Below are 16,653 nucleotides of genomic sequence, written 5' to 3'. Positions count from 1 at the left end.
GGCTACGCTGGTCTCGTCATCATCGTCGAAAGGACGCCGTATGTTCGAGATTATCGCCGTCGCGGCCGCAGGCCTGCTTGCCGCCGCCATCCTGGTCTTCGTGCGCAGCTGCGTGGTCTACATCCCCAACGACAAGATCGGGATCGTGGAAAAGAAATGGTCGGGGCGCGGGTCGGTGCACGCCGGCTTCATCGCGCTGCAGGGCGAGGCCGGGTTCCAGCCGGCCGTGCTGCGCGGCGGCTTTCACTTCTTCCCGCCGTTCCAGTACCGCGTGCACCGCGAGAACCTCGTGACCATCCAGCAGGGCACCCTCGCCTACGTGTTCGCGCGCGACGGCCTGCCGATGGCACCGAGCCAGAACCTCGGTTGCAACAAGGTCGCCAACGATTTCACCGACGTCGCCGCGTTCCTCGCGCAAGGCGGCCAGAAAGGCCTGCAGCGCAAGATCCTGCGCGAGGGCACCTACGCCATCAACCTTGCGCAATTCGTCGTGCTGGCCGAAGACCGCGTGTACGCCCTGCCGCTGCCGGGCGACGCCGACGTCGATGCGAAGGGCGGCATCGGCGGCATCCTCGCGGCCGTCCACGACGACCTCGTCGCGCGCGGCGGTTTCCGTCCGCTCGTGATCCGCGACGACAAGCTGGCCGTCGTCACGACGCACGAAGGCCTGTCGCTGCCGGAAGGGACGATCGTCGCGCCCATCGTCGGCGCCGACCCGGCCGACGCGGCGCGCTACCACCACGATTACCAGAATCCGGAAACGTTCATCGACGCCGGCGGCTACAAGGGCCGTCAGCTGCAGGTGCTCGTCGAAGGCACGTACTACCTGAACGCGCGCTTCGCGTCGTGGGAAATCGTGCCGAAGACCGAGGTGCCGGTGGGCTTCGTCGGCGTGGTCGTGTCGTACACGGGCAAGGCCGGCACGGACATCACGGGCGACGCGTACCGCCACGGGGAACTGGTCGGCACCGACGAAAAGGGCGTGCAGGCGACGCCCCTGCTGCCGGGGAAATATGCGCTGAATCCGTACGCGAAACGCGTGATCGAGGTGCCGACCACGAACTTCATCCTGAAATGGCAGGCGGGCGCGATCGGCTCGCATGAGCTGGACAAGCATCTGTCGGAAGTGTCGCTGATCACGAAGGACGCGTTCGAGCCGGACCTGCCGCTGTCGGTCGTGGTCAACATCGACTACAAGATGGCGCCGCTCGTGATCCAGCGCTTCGGCGACATCCGCAGGCTGGTCGAGCAGACGCTCGATCCGATGGTGGCCGCGTATTTCAAGAACGTCGGCCAGCGCAAGACACTCATCGAACTGCTGCAGGAACGCTCGGATATCCAGGAACGGGCGATGGCGGAAATGCGCCGCAATTTCGAAGGCTATAACCTCACGCTGAACGAAGTCCTGATCGGCACGCCGCGCGCGAAGGAAGGCGACACGCAGATCGAGACGATCCTGCGCCAGCTGCGCGAACGCCAGGTCTCGCGCGAGCAGCTGGAGACCTACCGCACCAAGGAAGCGGCCGCGCAGCAGGAACGCATCCTGCGCGAGGCGGAGGCGCGCGCCAAGCAGCAGACGTCGATCACGGAATCGGAACTCGCCGTGCGCATCGCCGAAAACCAGGGCAGCGCCGCCGTGCAGAAGGCGATCAAGGCGGCCGAGGAAGCGCGCCAGAACGCGGCCGGCGCGGCCGACGCCAAGCGCCGCCTGGCCGAGGCGGAAGCCTTCCAGCTGGAAGCGGTCGGCCAGGCGCAGGCCAAGGCGACGGAATTGAACGTGGCGGCCTACGGCGGCCCGGAACTGCAGTTCCAGCAGACCGTCCTGCTGCGCTTCGCCGAGGCGATCGAGCGCGGCCACGTGGCGCTCGTGCCGTCGATCCAGGTGGGATCAAGCGACGGCCGCGGCACCGCGCTGGACGCGTTCCTGGCGATGGCCGTCAAGCAGCAGATGGCGGCGCCGGCACCAGCGGTATCGTAGTCCGCTCGCGCCGGCGCGCGAAATCGTTCGCGATGCCGGCGCGGATGTGTTCCAGCCGGCGTCCGTCGCGGTACAGCAGGTTGTAGCTTTCGAACGGGACCAGGCGGCCGTCCGGCAGCGCGAAATGGATGCACGACTTCTTCAGCGCCCGCACGTCGAGCGCATACGCATCCATGAACTGCACGATCAGCACGCGGAACACGTTGTCGTAGCGGAGCGCGGACGGCGCGCTGACCAGCGGCAGGCAGCACATCAGCTCCGACAGGCAGTTGGCCTGCGATTCCGGCGAGTGGTTCGTCGCGAACAGTTCGAAGATCCGGTCCTTCACGAGGCCGTGCAGGCTCGGGTCGCGTTCGAACACGATCGTGTTGCCGCCGCCTTCGACGAGCGTCTGCGGATCGAGCCAGCGCGTCAGCGGCACGGCGCCCTGTTCCGTCTTGATCGCGTACGCCATCGCCAGCGTGTCCGGGTTGCAGGGCACCGGCACCACGTCTTCCAGCGTGAACAGGCGGCTTTGTTCGGCGATGCGGCGGCGGATCTCGGATACCGTCAGGCGGTGCAGGCGCGGGTCGTAGTCTTCCACGCGGCCGGCGTCCTGGATCGGCTGCACGGTCACGCCGCGCACGCAGGGCTGTTGCAGCGCGAAGTCGATGATGGCGCCGATCTCGCCGTCGTTCAAGCCTTTCTTGAGCGTGACGACGAGCGTCGTCGACAGGCCGGCCTCGTTCAGGTTGTCGAGCGCCTGGCGGCGGATGCGCGTGAGGTCCGCGCCGCGCAACGCGCGATGGACCTCGGCACGCAGCGAATCGAACTGCAGGTAGACTTCGACGCCGGGCGCGTAGCCGGCCAGGCGTCGTACGACATCCTTGTCCTGCGCGAGCACGATGCCGTTCGTGTTGATCATCACGTGCCTGATGGGCCGCGCCTTCGCGGCGTCGAGGATGTCCCAGAACTGCGGATGCAGGGTCGGCTCGCCGCCGGACAGCTGCATCACGTCGGCCTCGCCTTCGTTGGCGACGATGGCGTCGAGCATGCGGATCACGTCCTCCAGCGGGCGGTGGCGTTCGCGGTGCGTGCCACTCTCCGCATAGCACACGGGGCAGTTCAGGTTGCAGTTGTCCGTGATCTCGACGACCGACAGGCACGAGTGCTGCATGTGGTCCGGGCACAGGCCGCAGTCGTACGGGCAGCCGTATGCCATCGTCGTGTTGAACTGCCGCGGCATCTCCGGATGCTTGACGAAGACTTCGCGGCACAGGCGGTAGTACGCGACGTCGTCGCTGACGAGCACGCGTTCAAAGCCGTGCGCGCCGCACCACTTGTCCATGTAGACCTTGTCGTCCTTGAACACGATCTTCGCCTCGACCGGATGCAGGCAGCGCGAGCACACGGACGTCGTCGTGTCGTAGAACAGGTAGGGGCGGGATTTGCGGGTCATGCGGTCTCCCTGCGAAGTTGTGCGATGACGAGCGGCAGATAGCACGCCAGCGCCACCATGCACACCCACTGGATGCCGGACAGCCCGAACGCATAGGCATACGGCACCGGCTTGATGCCGTCCACGAGCAGGCGCCAGGCGAGATAGGACGCGAGGTACAGCTTGAACGCGAGGCCCGGACGGCGCGCGAGCGGTGCATGCCAACGCCACAGCAAGGCGCCCACGGCCAGCACGAATAGCATGTCGTAGACCTGGGTCGGATGGCGCGGGACGCCGTCGCCGAAGTCGACGCCCCACGGCAGGCGCGTGGGCACGCCATAGGTGCCGTCGTGCAGGCCGGCCAGGAAGCAACCGATGCGGCCGACGACCGTGCCGGCGACCAGGGGCAGGATGAACTGGTCGCCCGTCGAGCGGCGGATGCCCGTGAGCTTCTTGGCGACCTCCACGCCGAGCAGGCCGCCCAGCAGTCCGCCGACGATCGACTGGCCCGACGCGATCAGGCGCCAGTCCGGCATGGCGCCGCGCCACAGGTGCGGCATCTCGATCCAGAACACGAGCTTGTTGCCGATGGCGGCGCCGAGGATGCAGCCGACGACGATGGCGAAGGAGCCCGGCTGCAGCAGCGCGGGCTGATGCGCGCGCCGGCGCTGCCAGCGGTACAGCTGCACGCCACCGGCCAGCGCCAGCCATTCGAACACGAGGTGAACCGGTTGCGCCGCCGCGGCGGGAAGCACGGGGCCGCTCATTTGCGATTCATTCGCCGGCAGGCGGGCGCTTGCGCCACAGGCGTACGACCGCCATGCCGCAGACCCAGGCGATGCCGAGCCCGACGAGGCCCAGGCCGATCAGCATGGGCGCGAAGCTCCTGCCGTCGCCGGAACCGCGGGCCAGGCCGGCCAGGCCGCCGAACGCGCCCATGGCGCCGCAGACGCCAAAGCCCACGAGCACCACGCACAGGATGACGGTCAGGATGCCGCGGGCGATGTTGTTCATGGCAGCTCCGGAATGGTTGCCGCCATTACATCACAATCCAGGGGCTCAGGCCACGCCGTATTGGTGACGGTACGCCGCGACGGCGTCCTTGTGCTGCGCCAGCGACGGATCGGTTTCCAGGTAGCCGAACAGGTCGGCCAGGCTGGCGATCGAGATGACGGGGATGCCGTAGTTCTGGCTGACTTCCTGCACGGCCGACAGCGGCGACAGCACGCCGTCCTTGCCGCCGCGCTCCATGCGGTCGAGCGCGATCAGCACGGCGGCCGGTTCGGCGCCGGCGGCACGGATCATCGCGACGGATTCGCGCACGGACGTTCCCGCCGAGATCACGTCGTCGATGATGACGACGCGGCCGGCCAGCTTGGCGCCGACGATGGTGCCGCCTTCGCCGTGGTCCTTGGCTTCCTTGCGGTTGTAGGCGAACGACGTATTGCGGCCTTTCGCCGCCAGCGCCACCGCGGTGCTCGATGCCAGGGTGATGCCCTTGTAGGCGGGGCCGAACAGCATGTCGAATTCGAGGCCGGAATCGAGCAGCGTCTGGGCGTAGAAATCGGCCAGCTTGCCGAGCGTGGCACCGTCGTGGAACAGGCCCGCGTTGAAGAAGTACGGCGACTGGCGGCCCGCCTTGGTGATGAATTGGCCGAACTTCAAGACTTCGGCTTCGACTGAAAACGCAATGAACTGTTGGCGCAGATTGTCCACGACACGACCCTCGAACTGTGAAAACCGGTATTGTAATCCGCCCCGCGCGCGCCCGCGAAGCCGGTTCTCCACCAGCCGCGCAAGCCGCTGCAGCCGCCGTTCGGTGCGCGGGGCACGCAGCGCGCGGCCGAGCATCGCGAGGAACGCGTCCTCGGCACGGCGGGCGTCCTCCAGCGCGGCGGCCAGCGCCGCGTGGCGCGCGTGGGTGCGCGCGATCTCGTCCAGGTTGCGCACATGCTCGGTCGTGTCGCGCGTGAAGCAGCGGGTATAGCGCAGGCGGCCGTCCTCGAAACAGGCGTTCGAGCGGATGATCACGTGCCGGATCGTGCCGTCCTTGCAGCGCAGGCGCGCCGGCTGGTCGACCACCGTCTCCCCAGCCGCCACCTTGGCCATCATCGCGTCGATGACGTCCGCATCGGCGTGGAAGCGGGCGACGTGGTGCCCGACGTATTCTTCCCAGCGGTAGCCGAGCATCTGCAGCTCGGCCTTGTTGGCCCACAGGATGGTGCCGTCGGCGCCGACCTGGTGCAGGCCTTCCGCCGCATTCTCGGCGATATCGGCCAACTCGCGCTCGCGCCGCAGCAAATCCTTTTCCGCCTGGCGCCGCCGCGCCGCCTCCGCCTGCAGCGCATGGACCTTCTGTTCCAGCCGGACCAGGTTGATGTCGACGGGCTGTCCGGGCGGCAGAGAAGCGGCGGCGTCCGCGCAGGCATGGTCGTGTTCGCCGCACACCTGCCGGAACACGTGCGCCACGTCGGCCGACGGAAACAGGGACCAGGGATAGGCACAGAACAGCGAAAAATCGTGCTTGCGCCCGAGGTCGTTCCACAGCCGCTCCAGATGCAGGGCCGCATCGTAGCGGCCGCGCGCGCACAGCAGCGCCACCATCTCGCCGAACGCATGCACGGTCGCGCCGCCGGCGCCGGCTGCGGCCACAACACGGCCGACCTCGGCCGCGAAGCGCGTCCGGTCGGGCCAGCCGTCGACCATGAAGCTCGCCAGCGTCGTTTCAGCGTCGAGCCACGTGACGTCCCACGACGACGGCGGCGCCCGCCCTTCGGGGCGCGCCAGCTCGTCCAGGCGCCGCCGCAGCGCGTCGACGTGCGCGCCAGTGGCGATCACGACGCCCCGGCCCCGCGCCCGCAATGCCCGCTCGAGGAAGGATGCGACCTCGTCGAGCAGCGTGTCGCTGTCATCGTAGAAACGGACGAAATGCCCGGTCTTGCCGTGTTTGCCGGACAACAGGTCGTCGGTCTTGATCAGCACATGGGTCCTTATCCGAAATAACGTTGATGTCGCGCAGAAAACATCTTCAAAGATGTCATTCTAACTAGGAAAACCACAACATTCGGACATGTCGCCGTCGCGTTGATTTAGATCAACACACGCCGCTTTCGGTACCCGCTGCCAACCGCACGACGAGATCGGGATTGACCGGTTTGACGAGGTGCGCGTCGAACCCAGCCCGGGCGCTGCGCTCGCGGTCCGCGTCCAGGCCATAGCCGGTCAACGCGACGAGACGAGACGGCACGGATGGCCATCCAGCAGCACGCGCAGGCGGCGCGCCACTTCATAGCCGTCGAGGACGGGCAGGCCGATGTCGAGCACGGCCAGGTCGGGCAGGAAGCCCGGCACGGCGGCCAGCGCGGCCACCGGTTCGTGGAAGACGCGTACCTCGTGGCCGTGCGCGGCGAGCAGGCGCGCCAGCGTGTCGGCGCCGTCGACGTTGTCGTCCACCAGCATCACGCGGCACCGTGCCGCCGCCGGGGCGGACGGCACGCGCGGCACGTCCTCCACCGCGCCGGCGGCCGGCGTGCGCCGGGGCAGCAGCACGACGAACGCGCTGCCCTTGCCCGGCCCGTCGCTGTGCGCTTCCACGCGGCCACCGTGCAGTTCGACGATGTTCTTGACGAGGGCCAGCCCGATGCCCAGGCCGCCCTCGGCGCGGTCGATGTTGCGCTTCCCCTGGAAGAACAGGTCGAACACCTGGGCGCGCAGTTCGGGCGTCATGCCGATGCCGGTGTCCGTCACGTCGATGCGCACCTGTTCGCCGTCCGCGCCGCGCGCGCGCACCATGACATGGCCGCCGGCCGGCGTGTAGCGCGCCGCGTTGGTCAACAGGTTGGCCACCACCTGGGCCAGGCGCATCGGATCGCCTTCCCAGACGAGTGCCGGTTCGATGTCGACGTCGAGCCGGTGACGGTGCTGTTCCAGCAGCGGCCGGGCCATCTCGATGGCCTTGCCCAGGGGCTGGGCGATCTCGACGCGCTCGCACTTGAGCTCCACCTTGCCGCGGGTGACGCGCGACACGTCCAGCAGGTCGTCCACCAGCCGCACCAGGTGCTGCACCTGGCGCTCGATGACCTCGCGCTCGCGCAGCGAGCCGGTCTCGCCGCGCATGCGGATCAGCTCCAGCGCGCTGACGATCGGCGACAGCGGGTTGCGCAGTTCGTGGCCGAGCATGGCCAGGAATTCGTCCTTGGCGCGGTTGGCGGTCGTCAGTTCGGCCAGCAGTTCTTCGCGCTCGGCGTGGGCATGCTCGATCTCCTGGCGGATGCGTACCTGTTCGGTGACGTCGACGGCAACGACGATCATGCCGCGCTCCTCGCCCTCTTCCACCGCCAGCGGCTCGACGCTGAACTTGAGGAAGCGTTCGTGCACGTGCAACTCTTCCACGCGTGCCGCCTGGCCGGTGGCGTGGACTTGTTCCAGCAGATGGTGGATCTCGCTGCCGCGCAATTCCGGAAAGGCTTGCAGCAAGGGCTGTCCTTCGATGCCGCCGCGGCCGACCAGCTCGCAGTAGCGGCGGTTGGCCAGGCGGAAGACGAAGTCCGGCCCCGTCAGCAGGGCCGCCGCCACCGGGGCGTCGAGCAGCATGCGGTCGCGCTGCCGGAGCGCGATGTCGCGCTCGCGCCGCTCGGTGGCGTCGCGCGTGAAGCAACGGGTGAAGCGCAGCTGGCCATCTTCGAAGCTGCCGTTCGAGTGGATCAGCACGTGGCGGATCGAACCGTCCTTGCAGCGCAGCCGCGCAGGATAGTCGTACAGCGTTTCGCCGCGCACCAGCCGCGAGATGATGTCGCCGATGACCGGCGTGTCGGCGTGGAACTCGGCGATGTTGTGGCCGACGTATTCTTCCCAGGTGTAGCCGAGCATCTGCAGTTCCGCGCGGTTCGCCCACAGGATGGTGCCGTCGGCGCCGACGCGGTGCAGGCCCTCGACCGCGTTCTCGACGAAGTCCGCGAGTTCCCGTTCACTGAGACGCAGTGTCTGCTCGTTCTCCTTGTGCCGCGCCACGTCGGCGCGCAGCGCCCGCACTTCCTGCTCGAGCCGGATGCGGCCGATGTCGGCGTCGCCTTCGGCCGGCAGGTCCAGTGCCTGGTCGGCGCAGGCGTGATCATGTTGGGCGCACACGTGGCGGAAGGCGTGCGCGAGGTCCGGCGTCGGGAACGCGTCCCAGGGATAGGCACAGAACAGCGAGAAGTCGTACCGCGCCGCCAGTCCGTTCCACAGCGCCTCGAGTTCGAGCGCGGCGTCGTGGCAGCCGCGCGCACACAACAGCGCCACCATTTCGCCGAAGGCGTGCAGGGTGGCGCCGCCGGCGCAGGCGGCGGCCACCGCGGTGCCGACCGCGGCCTCGAAGCGTGCCGGATCCGGCCAGCCCTCGACCATGAACTGCGCCAGCACGGCCTCGGCATCCATCCAGGCGACCCGCACGGCCGCCCGGCCGAGGCGCCGGCGCAGCACGTCGACGTGGTCCTGCGTGGCGATCACGATACCTTTACCGTCCGACCGCACGGCTTGGCCGAGAAAGCTCGCGACTTCGTCCAGCATGACGTCGCCGTCGTCGTAAAACCTTACGAAATGCCCGCTCCTGCCGTATTTACCTGACAGGAGGTCATCGGATCTGATCAGCACGCTGACTCCTTGTGCATGAGTGAAAGCGCCCGCACATCGGGCACAGCCTAAAAGTTTAACATGTTCTGCGTTAGCGCTTAACAATTATGAATGTGTTGACGCAAGTCAAAACACGCTACACTATCGCCCTCGTTCCATCCCCAACCGCTTTCGATTATGCCAAGAATCATCTCCGCGAATTTGAACGGCATCCGTTCCGCCCACAAAAAAGGTTTTTTTAGCTGGATGGCCAACCAGAACGCCGATTTCATCTGCGTTCAGGAGTTGAAGGCCCAGCAGGCGGACATGACCGAGGAATTCCTTGCGCCGCACGGCTACCACGGCCACTTCCACTATGCCGAGAAGAAGGGTTACTCGGGCACGGGCGTCTACAGCCGCACGAAGCCGGATGCCGTCAGGACGGGCTTCGGCTGCGTCGAATTCGACAACGAAGGCCGCTACACCCGCGCCGACGTGGGCAACCTGACCGTCATTTCCGTGTACTGCCCGTCCGGCTCGTCGTCGCCGGAGCGCCAGGAAGCCAAATTCCGCTTCATGGAAGTGTTCCTGCCCCACCTGCAGGAATTGCAAGCGGAAGGCCGCGAGATCGTCATCTGCGGCGACTGGAACATCGCGCACAAGGAAATCGACCTGAAAAACTGGAAGGGCAACCAGAAGAATTCGGGCTTCCTGCCGGAGGAGCGCGCCTGGATGACGCGCATCTTCGACGAGCTGGGCCTCGTGGACGTGCATCGTGGCATCGACCAGCGCCCCGAGCAGTACACGTGGTGGAGCAACCGCGGCCAGGCATGGGCGAAGAACGTCGGGTGGCGCATCGATTACCACGTCGCCACCCCGGGCATCGCCGCCAAGGCGCACGCCGTCTCGATCTACAAGGACGAGCGGTTTTCGGATCATGCGCCGCTGATCATCGATTACGCAGCCTGATCAATCGCTTCGCTCTTGGAATCCCGCCCGGCAGGATTCCCCCTTTCTTGGGGGAGTTGATACCTAGAATGTCGTAAAAACATCAACTTAGCCACTTTCCCAAAGTCAAGAAGGTGGTTTGTTGATATGATCGTTCACTAGGCTTTCCTTGTGGAATCTTTTTTCCACGGCATCAAGAAAACGTCGCGAACGATCATGCCCACCCAGACCACCGCCCCTGCCACGACCGACACCGCCGCAAGTGTCGTCCCTCCGATCCTGCTGAGCGCCACGCCGACCGGCACGGCGAGCGACATGAGCATCGCCCTGGACTTCAACACGGCAATGGCGGCCGCCAACGGCACCATCATCGTCACGGACGGTGCCGTGCAGACCGTGATCGACCGCGAAACGGGCCAGCCCACCGTGCGCGTGGTCGGCGCGACCGATACCCACACGCTGTCCGCTTCCAGCCTCGTCATCGAAGGGACTCACGTCAAGCTGGACGTCACGGGCCTGCTGGCCGGCCACACGTACAGCGTGGTGATGGGCGCGGACGTGTTGCAGTCGAGCGGCCACGTGGCGTTTGGCGGCCTGCGGTCCACGTCGCAGCTGACGTTCACCACGCCGGCCGCGCCCGATACCAAGGGCCCGGCGCTCGTCTCGGTCGATACGAACGGCGCCGTCCTCAAGGCGGGCGGCAGCATCGCCGTCACATTGACGTTCTCGAAAGCCGTGGCGAACCTGACGGCGGACGCCCTGAGCGCGCCGCATGCGAGCATCTCCGGCGTGACGACGAACGACGGCGGCCTTACCTGGCATGCGACCCTGAAGGCGCCCGCGGATGCCACGACGGCGGCCGGCAACGTGCTCGGCCTGGACATGGGCAAAGTGCTCGATGCGGCCGGCAACCACGGCAGCGGCATCAGCAACCTGGCCAGCTACGCGGTCGACACCCAGGCGCCCACCGCCACCGTCGCGCTGGACGCCACGCTGCTCGCGACGGGGCATGATGCCGTCGCGACCATCCGGTTTTCCGAAGCCGTCACGGGGTTCACCGCCGCCGCCCTGAGCGCCGGGCACGCGACGGTCTCGAACCTGTACACGACGGACGGCGGCACGACCTGGCTCGCGACCCTGAGCGGCAATGGCGCCACGACCGCAGGCGGCAACGTCCTCGCCGTCGACCTGGGCCAGGTGCGCGACCTGGCCGGCAATGCCGGCAGCGGCAGCGCGGCGTCGGCCGCCTACACGGTCGACACCCAGGGGCCATCCACGGTGACGATCGCCCTCGACGGCGCCATGCTCGCGAACGCCAAGGCGCTGCACGCCACGTTCACGTTCGCGGAAGCAGTGAAAGACCTGCCGCTGGCCGCGCTCAACACGCCACATGCGCTGGTGTCCGGCATCGCCACCGGCGACGGCGGCAAGACGTGGACGGCGACCTTGACGCCGGACGGCAGCGGCACCTGGACCGGCAACGCCATCGGCGTCGACCTGACGAAGGTGGTGGACCTGGCCGGCAATGCCGGCAGCGGATCGATCGTCAGCGCGCCGTACACGGTCGACACGCAGGGCCCGACCGCGACGGTGGCACTGGGCGGCGCCGCCATGCACACGGGCAGCAGCCTGGGACTGACGCTGCATTTCAGCGAAGCCGTGACCGACCTGACGGCGGCCGCGCTGCAGGCCCCGAACGCGGCGCTCGCCAACCTGCAGCACTCGGCCGATTACCTGACGTGGACGGCCACGCTCACCCCGCAGGCCGGCGTGACCGTCACCAGCAACACCATCAGCCTCGACCTCACGAAGGTGCACGACGCGGCGGGCAATGCCGGCACCGGCAGCGCGTTCTCCGGCAACTACGCCGTCGACACGCAGGGCCCGAGCGCGGTCACGATCGCCCTCGACGGCGCCGCGCTCGGCGGCGGCAACAGCATCCACGCCACGTTCACGTTCGCCGAAAGCGTGCGCGATCTTCCGCTGGCCGCGATCAGCGCCCCGCATGCGCACGTCGCCGGCATCGCGACGCAGGATGGCGGCAAGACCTGGACGGCGACGCTCACGGCGGACGGCAGCGGCACCTGGACCGGCAATGCCGTCGGCGTCGACCTGACGAGGGTAGCGGACCTGGCCGGCAACACGGGCAGCGGATCCGCCATGAGTGCCATGTACGCCGTCGATACGCAGGGCCCGGGCGCCACGCTGGCACTGAACGGCAGCGGCCTGACGGTCCAGTTCAACGAAGCCGTGACGGACCTGACGGCGGCCGCGCTGCAGGCACCGAACGCGACGCTCGCCAACCTGCAGCACTCGGCCGACTACCTGACATGGACGGCGACGTTGACGCCGCTTACCGCCAGCGGCGGCAATGCCGTCAGCCTCGACCTCGCGAAGGTGCACGACGCCTTCGGCAACGCGGGCAGCGGCACGATCACGGCCGGCGCCGCGGCGCCGGCCGACACCACGCCCCCCACCGTGGCCGACATCCTGTTCGACGGCACGACGCTCGGCCCGACCCACAGCGTCGCCTTCACGATCACGTTCTCGGAAAGCGTAACCGGCCTGACGACGGCCGCGCTGCAGGCCCCGCACGCGAAGGTGAGCGGACTCGCGACGATCGACGGCGGCAAGACCTGGACCGGCATCCTGACGGTCGCGGATGGCGCGACGAGCAGCAAGAACAACGTGCTGGGCGTGGACCTGACGCAGGTGCACGACGCGGCCGGTAACGCGGGCGCGGGCACGGCGACCTCGCTGTCGCACTACGACGTGAACACGGATGCGCTGACCGCCTCTGTCAGCCTGGACGGCACCGCGCTGGTCAGCGGCGGCACCGTCGGCGTCACGATCCGGTTCTCGGCACCGGTGACGACACTGGATGCCGGCGTCCTCAACACGCCGCACGCCACGCTCGGCGACCTGCACCATTCGGACGACAACCTGACATGGTACGCGACCTTGTCCGCGGCCGATGCGGGAACCCTCGCCGGCACCAACGCCGTCAGCGTGGACCTGACCAAGGTCCACGACACGCTCGGCAATGCGGGCAGCGGCACGGCCAGCTCGGGCAACTACACGTTCGACACGACGGTGGCGGCGTATGTCTCCGAGATCGGGATCAGCGAGGGCAGCGACAACGGTCCGTACGATCACGACGGCATCACGAACATCGGCAACCCAACCGCCGCGGGCTACTTCTTCGGCACGCTGACCACGAGCCAGCACCTGCAGGTCACGCTCGACGGCCAGCCGGTCAACGCGACCGGCACGACCTTCGGCACGCCGGTCGGCAGCCTGACAGCCTGGACTTACGGCAGCGAAGGCTACCTGTCCGCGGGTACCCACACGTACGCCGCGAGCATCGTCGACGACACCGGCCACGCCAGCGTCACGGTGTCGAAACAGTTCACGATCGACATGACGGCACCGCACCTGACCGGGTCGCCCAACGGCGCCACCGCGTTCGACACGACGGGCAACCTCGTCCTCACGTTCGACAAGGCCGTCTACTGGAAAAACACCGACAACAAGTACTACGGCCTGCAGTTCCACAACGATGACGGTGGCACCACGTACGTCAACCTCGCCGACGGCGACTTCTCGAGCGACCACAAGACCGTCACGCTCACTCCCGCCGAACTGCACCTCGGCACCGGCAACGGCTATACCCTCACCTTGTCCTCCTCGCTGACCGACCTGGCCGGCAATATGGTGGCGGAACGCAGCATCGGTTTCCACACGGCCGGCCCCTACGTGGACGTGACGCCGCCCAGCGCGACGGCCCTGACCACGCCTGTCGCCGCCGGGTATGTCGGCATCGGCGCGACCGTCGAGATGCGCGTGGCGTTCAGCGAAGCGGTCAACGTGGTCGGCGCACCCGTCCTGCTCCTCAACAATGGCGCCAAGGCGACCTTCCAGAACCTCAGCGACGATCACCGCACGGCCGTATTCGCCTACACGGTGGCCGCCGGCGACCAGGACATCGCCGGTCTCAACATAACCGACAAGAGCGGCCTGGTCGGCCACTTCACCGACGGCGCCGGCCATCTGCTCGACGCGGAGCACATCACCTTCGGTTACCTGGGGAACACCCTCGGCTACCCTGTCACGATCAACGTCGATGCCCACGCGCCGGGCGCGCCGGGCAAGCCGGTACTGGACGCAAGCAGCGACACGGGTGTCTCGGCCACGGACGGCATCACGATGGACAAGACGCCGACCCTCACGGGCACGGCGGCGGAAGCCGGGGGCAAGATCGAAGTCTACGAAGGCGACACGCTGCTGGGCAGCGCGAACGTCGGCACCGACCTCGCCTGGACGTTCACCCTCGACGACGCGAAGGCGTTCGCGGACGGCGTGCACACGCTGACCGTGCGCCAGGTGGATGCCGCGGGCAACCGCAGCGCTCCCTCCGCGTCGCTCGCCATCACGATCGACACGGCCGCGCCGACGGTCACGCTGGACAAGTCGTATACCAAGTCGTCGGCCAACTGGCACAGCCTCGAATTCAGCGAAAAGATCGTGTTCGCCACCAACGGCACGATCGACGTGCTGGACAGCTCCAACAACGGCAAATCGCATCACGCGTGGAACGCGATGACCAACTGGGACATCACGACGAACGCGCAGGGTGTGCAGAACACCCTGGAGCTCAACCTGGGCACGCTCGTCGGCTTCTATCACATGATCGAGAACAGCAACGCGGTCCAGGACGTGGCGGGCAACATCGCCATCATCGGCAGTTCGGACTTCTACGTCGGCCCGTCGCTCTGACGCATCGTCAAGCGGCAGGCCAGTCCAGCGCGCGGCTGCTTTCGAAGGTGCGCGCCTCGCCCGAGAGGGGATCGGCGAAGCTGATCGAGCGCGCCAGCAGTTGCAGCGGCGCGGAGAAATCGTCGCCCTTGCACGGCAGCGCGACGGGATAAAACGCATCGTTCAGGATCGGCACGCCCAGCGACGCCATGTGCAGCCGCAGCTGGTGCTTGCGGCCCGTGTGCGGGTGCAGGCGGTAGCGCGCCACGTCGCCGCGCGTTTCCAGCAGCTCGACGAACGTTTCAGAGTTCGGCTCGCCCTCTTCTTCCCGCATCACGAAGAACTTGTCGCCGTCGACCATGCGGCTCTTGTAGGTGAACGGGAATTCCCGCCCCCGCAGCACGGGCGCCAGCGCCTCGTACACCTTGCGGATGCTGCGCTTCTGGAACATCGACTGGTAGGTCCCGCGCGTGGCCAGGTTGTGCGAGAAGATGACGACGCCGGCCGTCTCGCGGTCGAGGCGGTGGATCGGGGTCAGGTGCGGCAGGTCGAATGTCTGTTTCAGCCGCACGAGCAGGGTCTCGCGCAGGAAGCGTCCCGTCGGGATCATCGGCAGGAAGTGCGGCTTGTCGACGACGAGCAGGTGCTCGTCCTGGAAGATGATCCGTTCCTCGAAGGGGATGGTCGTCTCGTGTTCCAGCTCGCGGTAGTACCAGATGCGCATGCCCTGGCGCACGTGGCTGTCGGGGCCCAGACGCTCGCCCTGCGCGTCGACGACGTCGCCTTTCGCAAGGCGCGCGGCCCAGGACGGGCCGGCGATGTCGGGAAAACGCGCTTCCAGGAAGGCCAGCATGCCGCCGGCGCGGGTTTCCGTGATCCACAGATAGCTGGGCGCCACGCCGTCACGCACGGGCAGCGGCACGACGGCATTGGCGGCGGCCTGGTGGCCCTTCCTGACGAAACGTGCCATCGGTCCCTTATTTCCTCATCAGCGCTGGGCGACGTTGCTGCGGTAAGGCGGCAGGCGGTCGACCGGCACGCCCTTGCTGCGCGCGTACAGCGGCAACAGCACGTTCATGTGGTTCTCGATCTGCTCGATGCGTTCGCTGCCGCCCGGGTGCGTGGACAGCAGTTCGATCGGCGCGCCGCTCTGGTTCAGCACCGCCATCTTGTTCCACAGCGCGATGCCGGCGCGCGGGTCGAAGCCGGAGCGCGCGGCGATGTCGAGGCCCACGAGGTCGGCCTCGCGCTCTTCGTCGCGCGAGAATTTCAGCACGAGGAGCTGGCCGGCCGCATTGGTCGCGCCGCGCACGTCCACGCCGAGCCAGGCCGACAGCGCGGCGCCGCCCAGCTGGCTCGCGAGGCCCGTCGCCGTCGCCTTGCTCTGGCGGTCGCGCCCGTGCTCGCGCAGCGCGTGCGCGATCTCGTGGCCCATCACGGCCGCAATCTCGTCGTCCGTGAGCCTGAGCTTATCGATGATGCCGGTATAGAAGGCAATGCGCCCGCCCGGCATGCAGAAGGCATTCACTTCGTCGGACTTCAGCAGGTTGACCTGCCACTTCCACTGCTGGGCGTCCTGGTTCCAGCGGATGGTGTTCGGGATGATGCGCCGGGCGATGGCGCGCAGGCGCTGTACCTGCGGATCGGATTCCGGCACGAGCGCGCCTTCCTGCTTCGCCTTGCTCATCAGCGCCAGGTATTGCTGGGCCGCCTGCTCGTTGACCGCTTCCTCGGGGGCGGCGATGTCGCGCCATACGCTGCCGATGCGGTTGCGGTTGAGCGGCTTGACGGCGATGCCGTCCTGCACGACCTGGTCCTGGTTCGGGCGCTCGTCCTGGCGCGGCGCGGCGTACGCGCCCTGCGTGGCGGCGCAAACGGCAAACATGACGGCCGCGCTGCGCTTGAAAAATGGGTTCATGGTTTTCTCCTGCTGGGTTCTGACGACATCATGCCCGCGACTGGCGCG

11 protein-coding genes and 1 pseudogene are annotated in these 16,653 nt (G+C 67.6%); 3 read left to right on the top strand and 9 right to left on the bottom strand.

Annotated features, from left to right (window positions below):
• The first annotated feature begins 40 nt into the window (after positions 1–40).
• Complete coding sequence (locus BVG12_RS23770) at positions 41–1,978, top strand: SPFH domain-containing protein (protein WP_075794545.1); 1,938 nt, start codon at positions 41–43, stop codon at positions 1,976–1,978.
• Here BVG12_RS23770 and BVG12_RS23765 read toward each other — a convergent pair.
• The 7 genes and pseudogenes from BVG12_RS23765 to BVG12_RS23735 form a co-directional block, all read right to left on the bottom strand.
• Entirely contained in the window at positions 1,938–3,416 is a 1,479-nt protein-coding gene (locus BVG12_RS23765) for a radical SAM protein (protein ID WP_075794544.1), read from the bottom strand. The genes BVG12_RS23770 and BVG12_RS23765 overlap by 41 nt on opposite strands.
• Positions 3,413–4,162: a prolipoprotein diacylglyceryl transferase gene (locus BVG12_RS23760; RefSeq protein WP_075794543.1), complete on the bottom strand. Its 750-nt coding sequence runs from the start codon at positions 4,160–4,162 to the stop codon at positions 3,413–3,415. Before BVG12_RS23760 ends, BVG12_RS23765 begins: the two co-directional genes overlap by 4 nt.
• Positions 4,163–4,169: 7 nt before the next feature.
• A complete protein-coding gene (locus tag BVG12_RS23755) occupies positions 4,170–4,409 on the bottom strand; it encodes a hypothetical protein (protein WP_075794542.1) in 240 nt (79 codons plus the stop codon).
• 45 nt (positions 4,410–4,454) lie between these two features.
• On the bottom strand, positions 4,455–5,111 hold the full coding sequence (pyrE, locus tag BVG12_RS35285; protein WP_075796523.1) for an orotate phosphoribosyltransferase: 657 nt from the start codon (positions 5,109–5,111) through the stop codon (positions 4,455–4,457).
• A gap of 240 nt (positions 5,112–5,351) precedes the next feature.
• A pseudogene (locus BVG12_RS35280) lies at positions 5,352–6,377 on the bottom strand (MEDS domain-containing protein); the annotation flags it as partial.
• A 112-nt stretch (positions 6,378–6,489) separates the two neighbouring features.
• The gene (locus tag BVG12_RS35275) at positions 6,490–6,642 is read right to left on the bottom strand and encodes a response regulator (protein ID WP_229503695.1); all 153 of its coding nucleotides are present in this window, start codon (positions 6,640–6,642) and stop codon (positions 6,490–6,492) included.
• On the bottom strand, positions 6,618–9,026 hold the full coding sequence (locus BVG12_RS23735; protein ID WP_075794541.1) for an ATP-binding protein: 2,409 nt from the start codon (positions 9,024–9,026) through the stop codon (positions 6,618–6,620). Before BVG12_RS23735 ends, BVG12_RS35275 begins: the two co-directional genes overlap by 25 nt.
• A 156-nt stretch (positions 9,027–9,182) precedes the next feature.
• Between BVG12_RS23735 and BVG12_RS23730 the strand changes: the two genes are divergently transcribed.
• Together BVG12_RS23730 and BVG12_RS23725 are read left to right on the top strand one after the other, a co-directional pair.
• On the top strand, positions 9,183–9,953 hold the full coding sequence (locus tag BVG12_RS23730) for an exodeoxyribonuclease III (protein WP_075794540.1): 771 nt from the start codon (positions 9,183–9,185) through the stop codon (positions 9,951–9,953).
• A 195-nt stretch (positions 9,954–10,148) separates the two neighbouring features.
• On the top strand, positions 10,149–14,708 hold the full coding sequence (locus tag BVG12_RS23725; protein WP_156895720.1) for a beta strand repeat-containing protein: 4,560 nt from the start codon (positions 10,149–10,151) through the stop codon (positions 14,706–14,708).
• Positions 14,709–14,715: 7 nt separating this feature from the next.
• On the opposite strand, the gene BVG12_RS23720 is transcribed toward BVG12_RS23725, so the two are convergent.
• Together BVG12_RS23720 and BVG12_RS23715 are read right to left on the bottom strand one after the other, a co-directional pair.
• Complete coding sequence (locus BVG12_RS23720; RefSeq protein WP_075794538.1) at positions 14,716–15,657, bottom strand: RluA family pseudouridine synthase; 942 nt, start codon at positions 15,655–15,657, stop codon at positions 14,716–14,718.
• Between the two features lie 18 nt (positions 15,658–15,675).
• Entirely contained in the window at positions 15,676–16,605 is a 930-nt protein-coding gene (locus BVG12_RS23715) for a M48 family metallopeptidase (protein ID WP_075794537.1), read from the bottom strand.
• Positions 16,606–16,653 lie beyond the last annotated feature (48 nt).

Origin of the sequence: Massilia putida (genome assembly GCF_001941825.1) — a bacterium.
Taxonomy (GTDB): domain Bacteria; phylum Pseudomonadota; class Gammaproteobacteria; order Burkholderiales; family Burkholderiaceae_D; genus Telluria; species Telluria putida.
The sequence above is the reverse complement of the archived record's forward strand: the minus strand, read 5'-3'. Positions and strand labels throughout refer to the sequence as shown.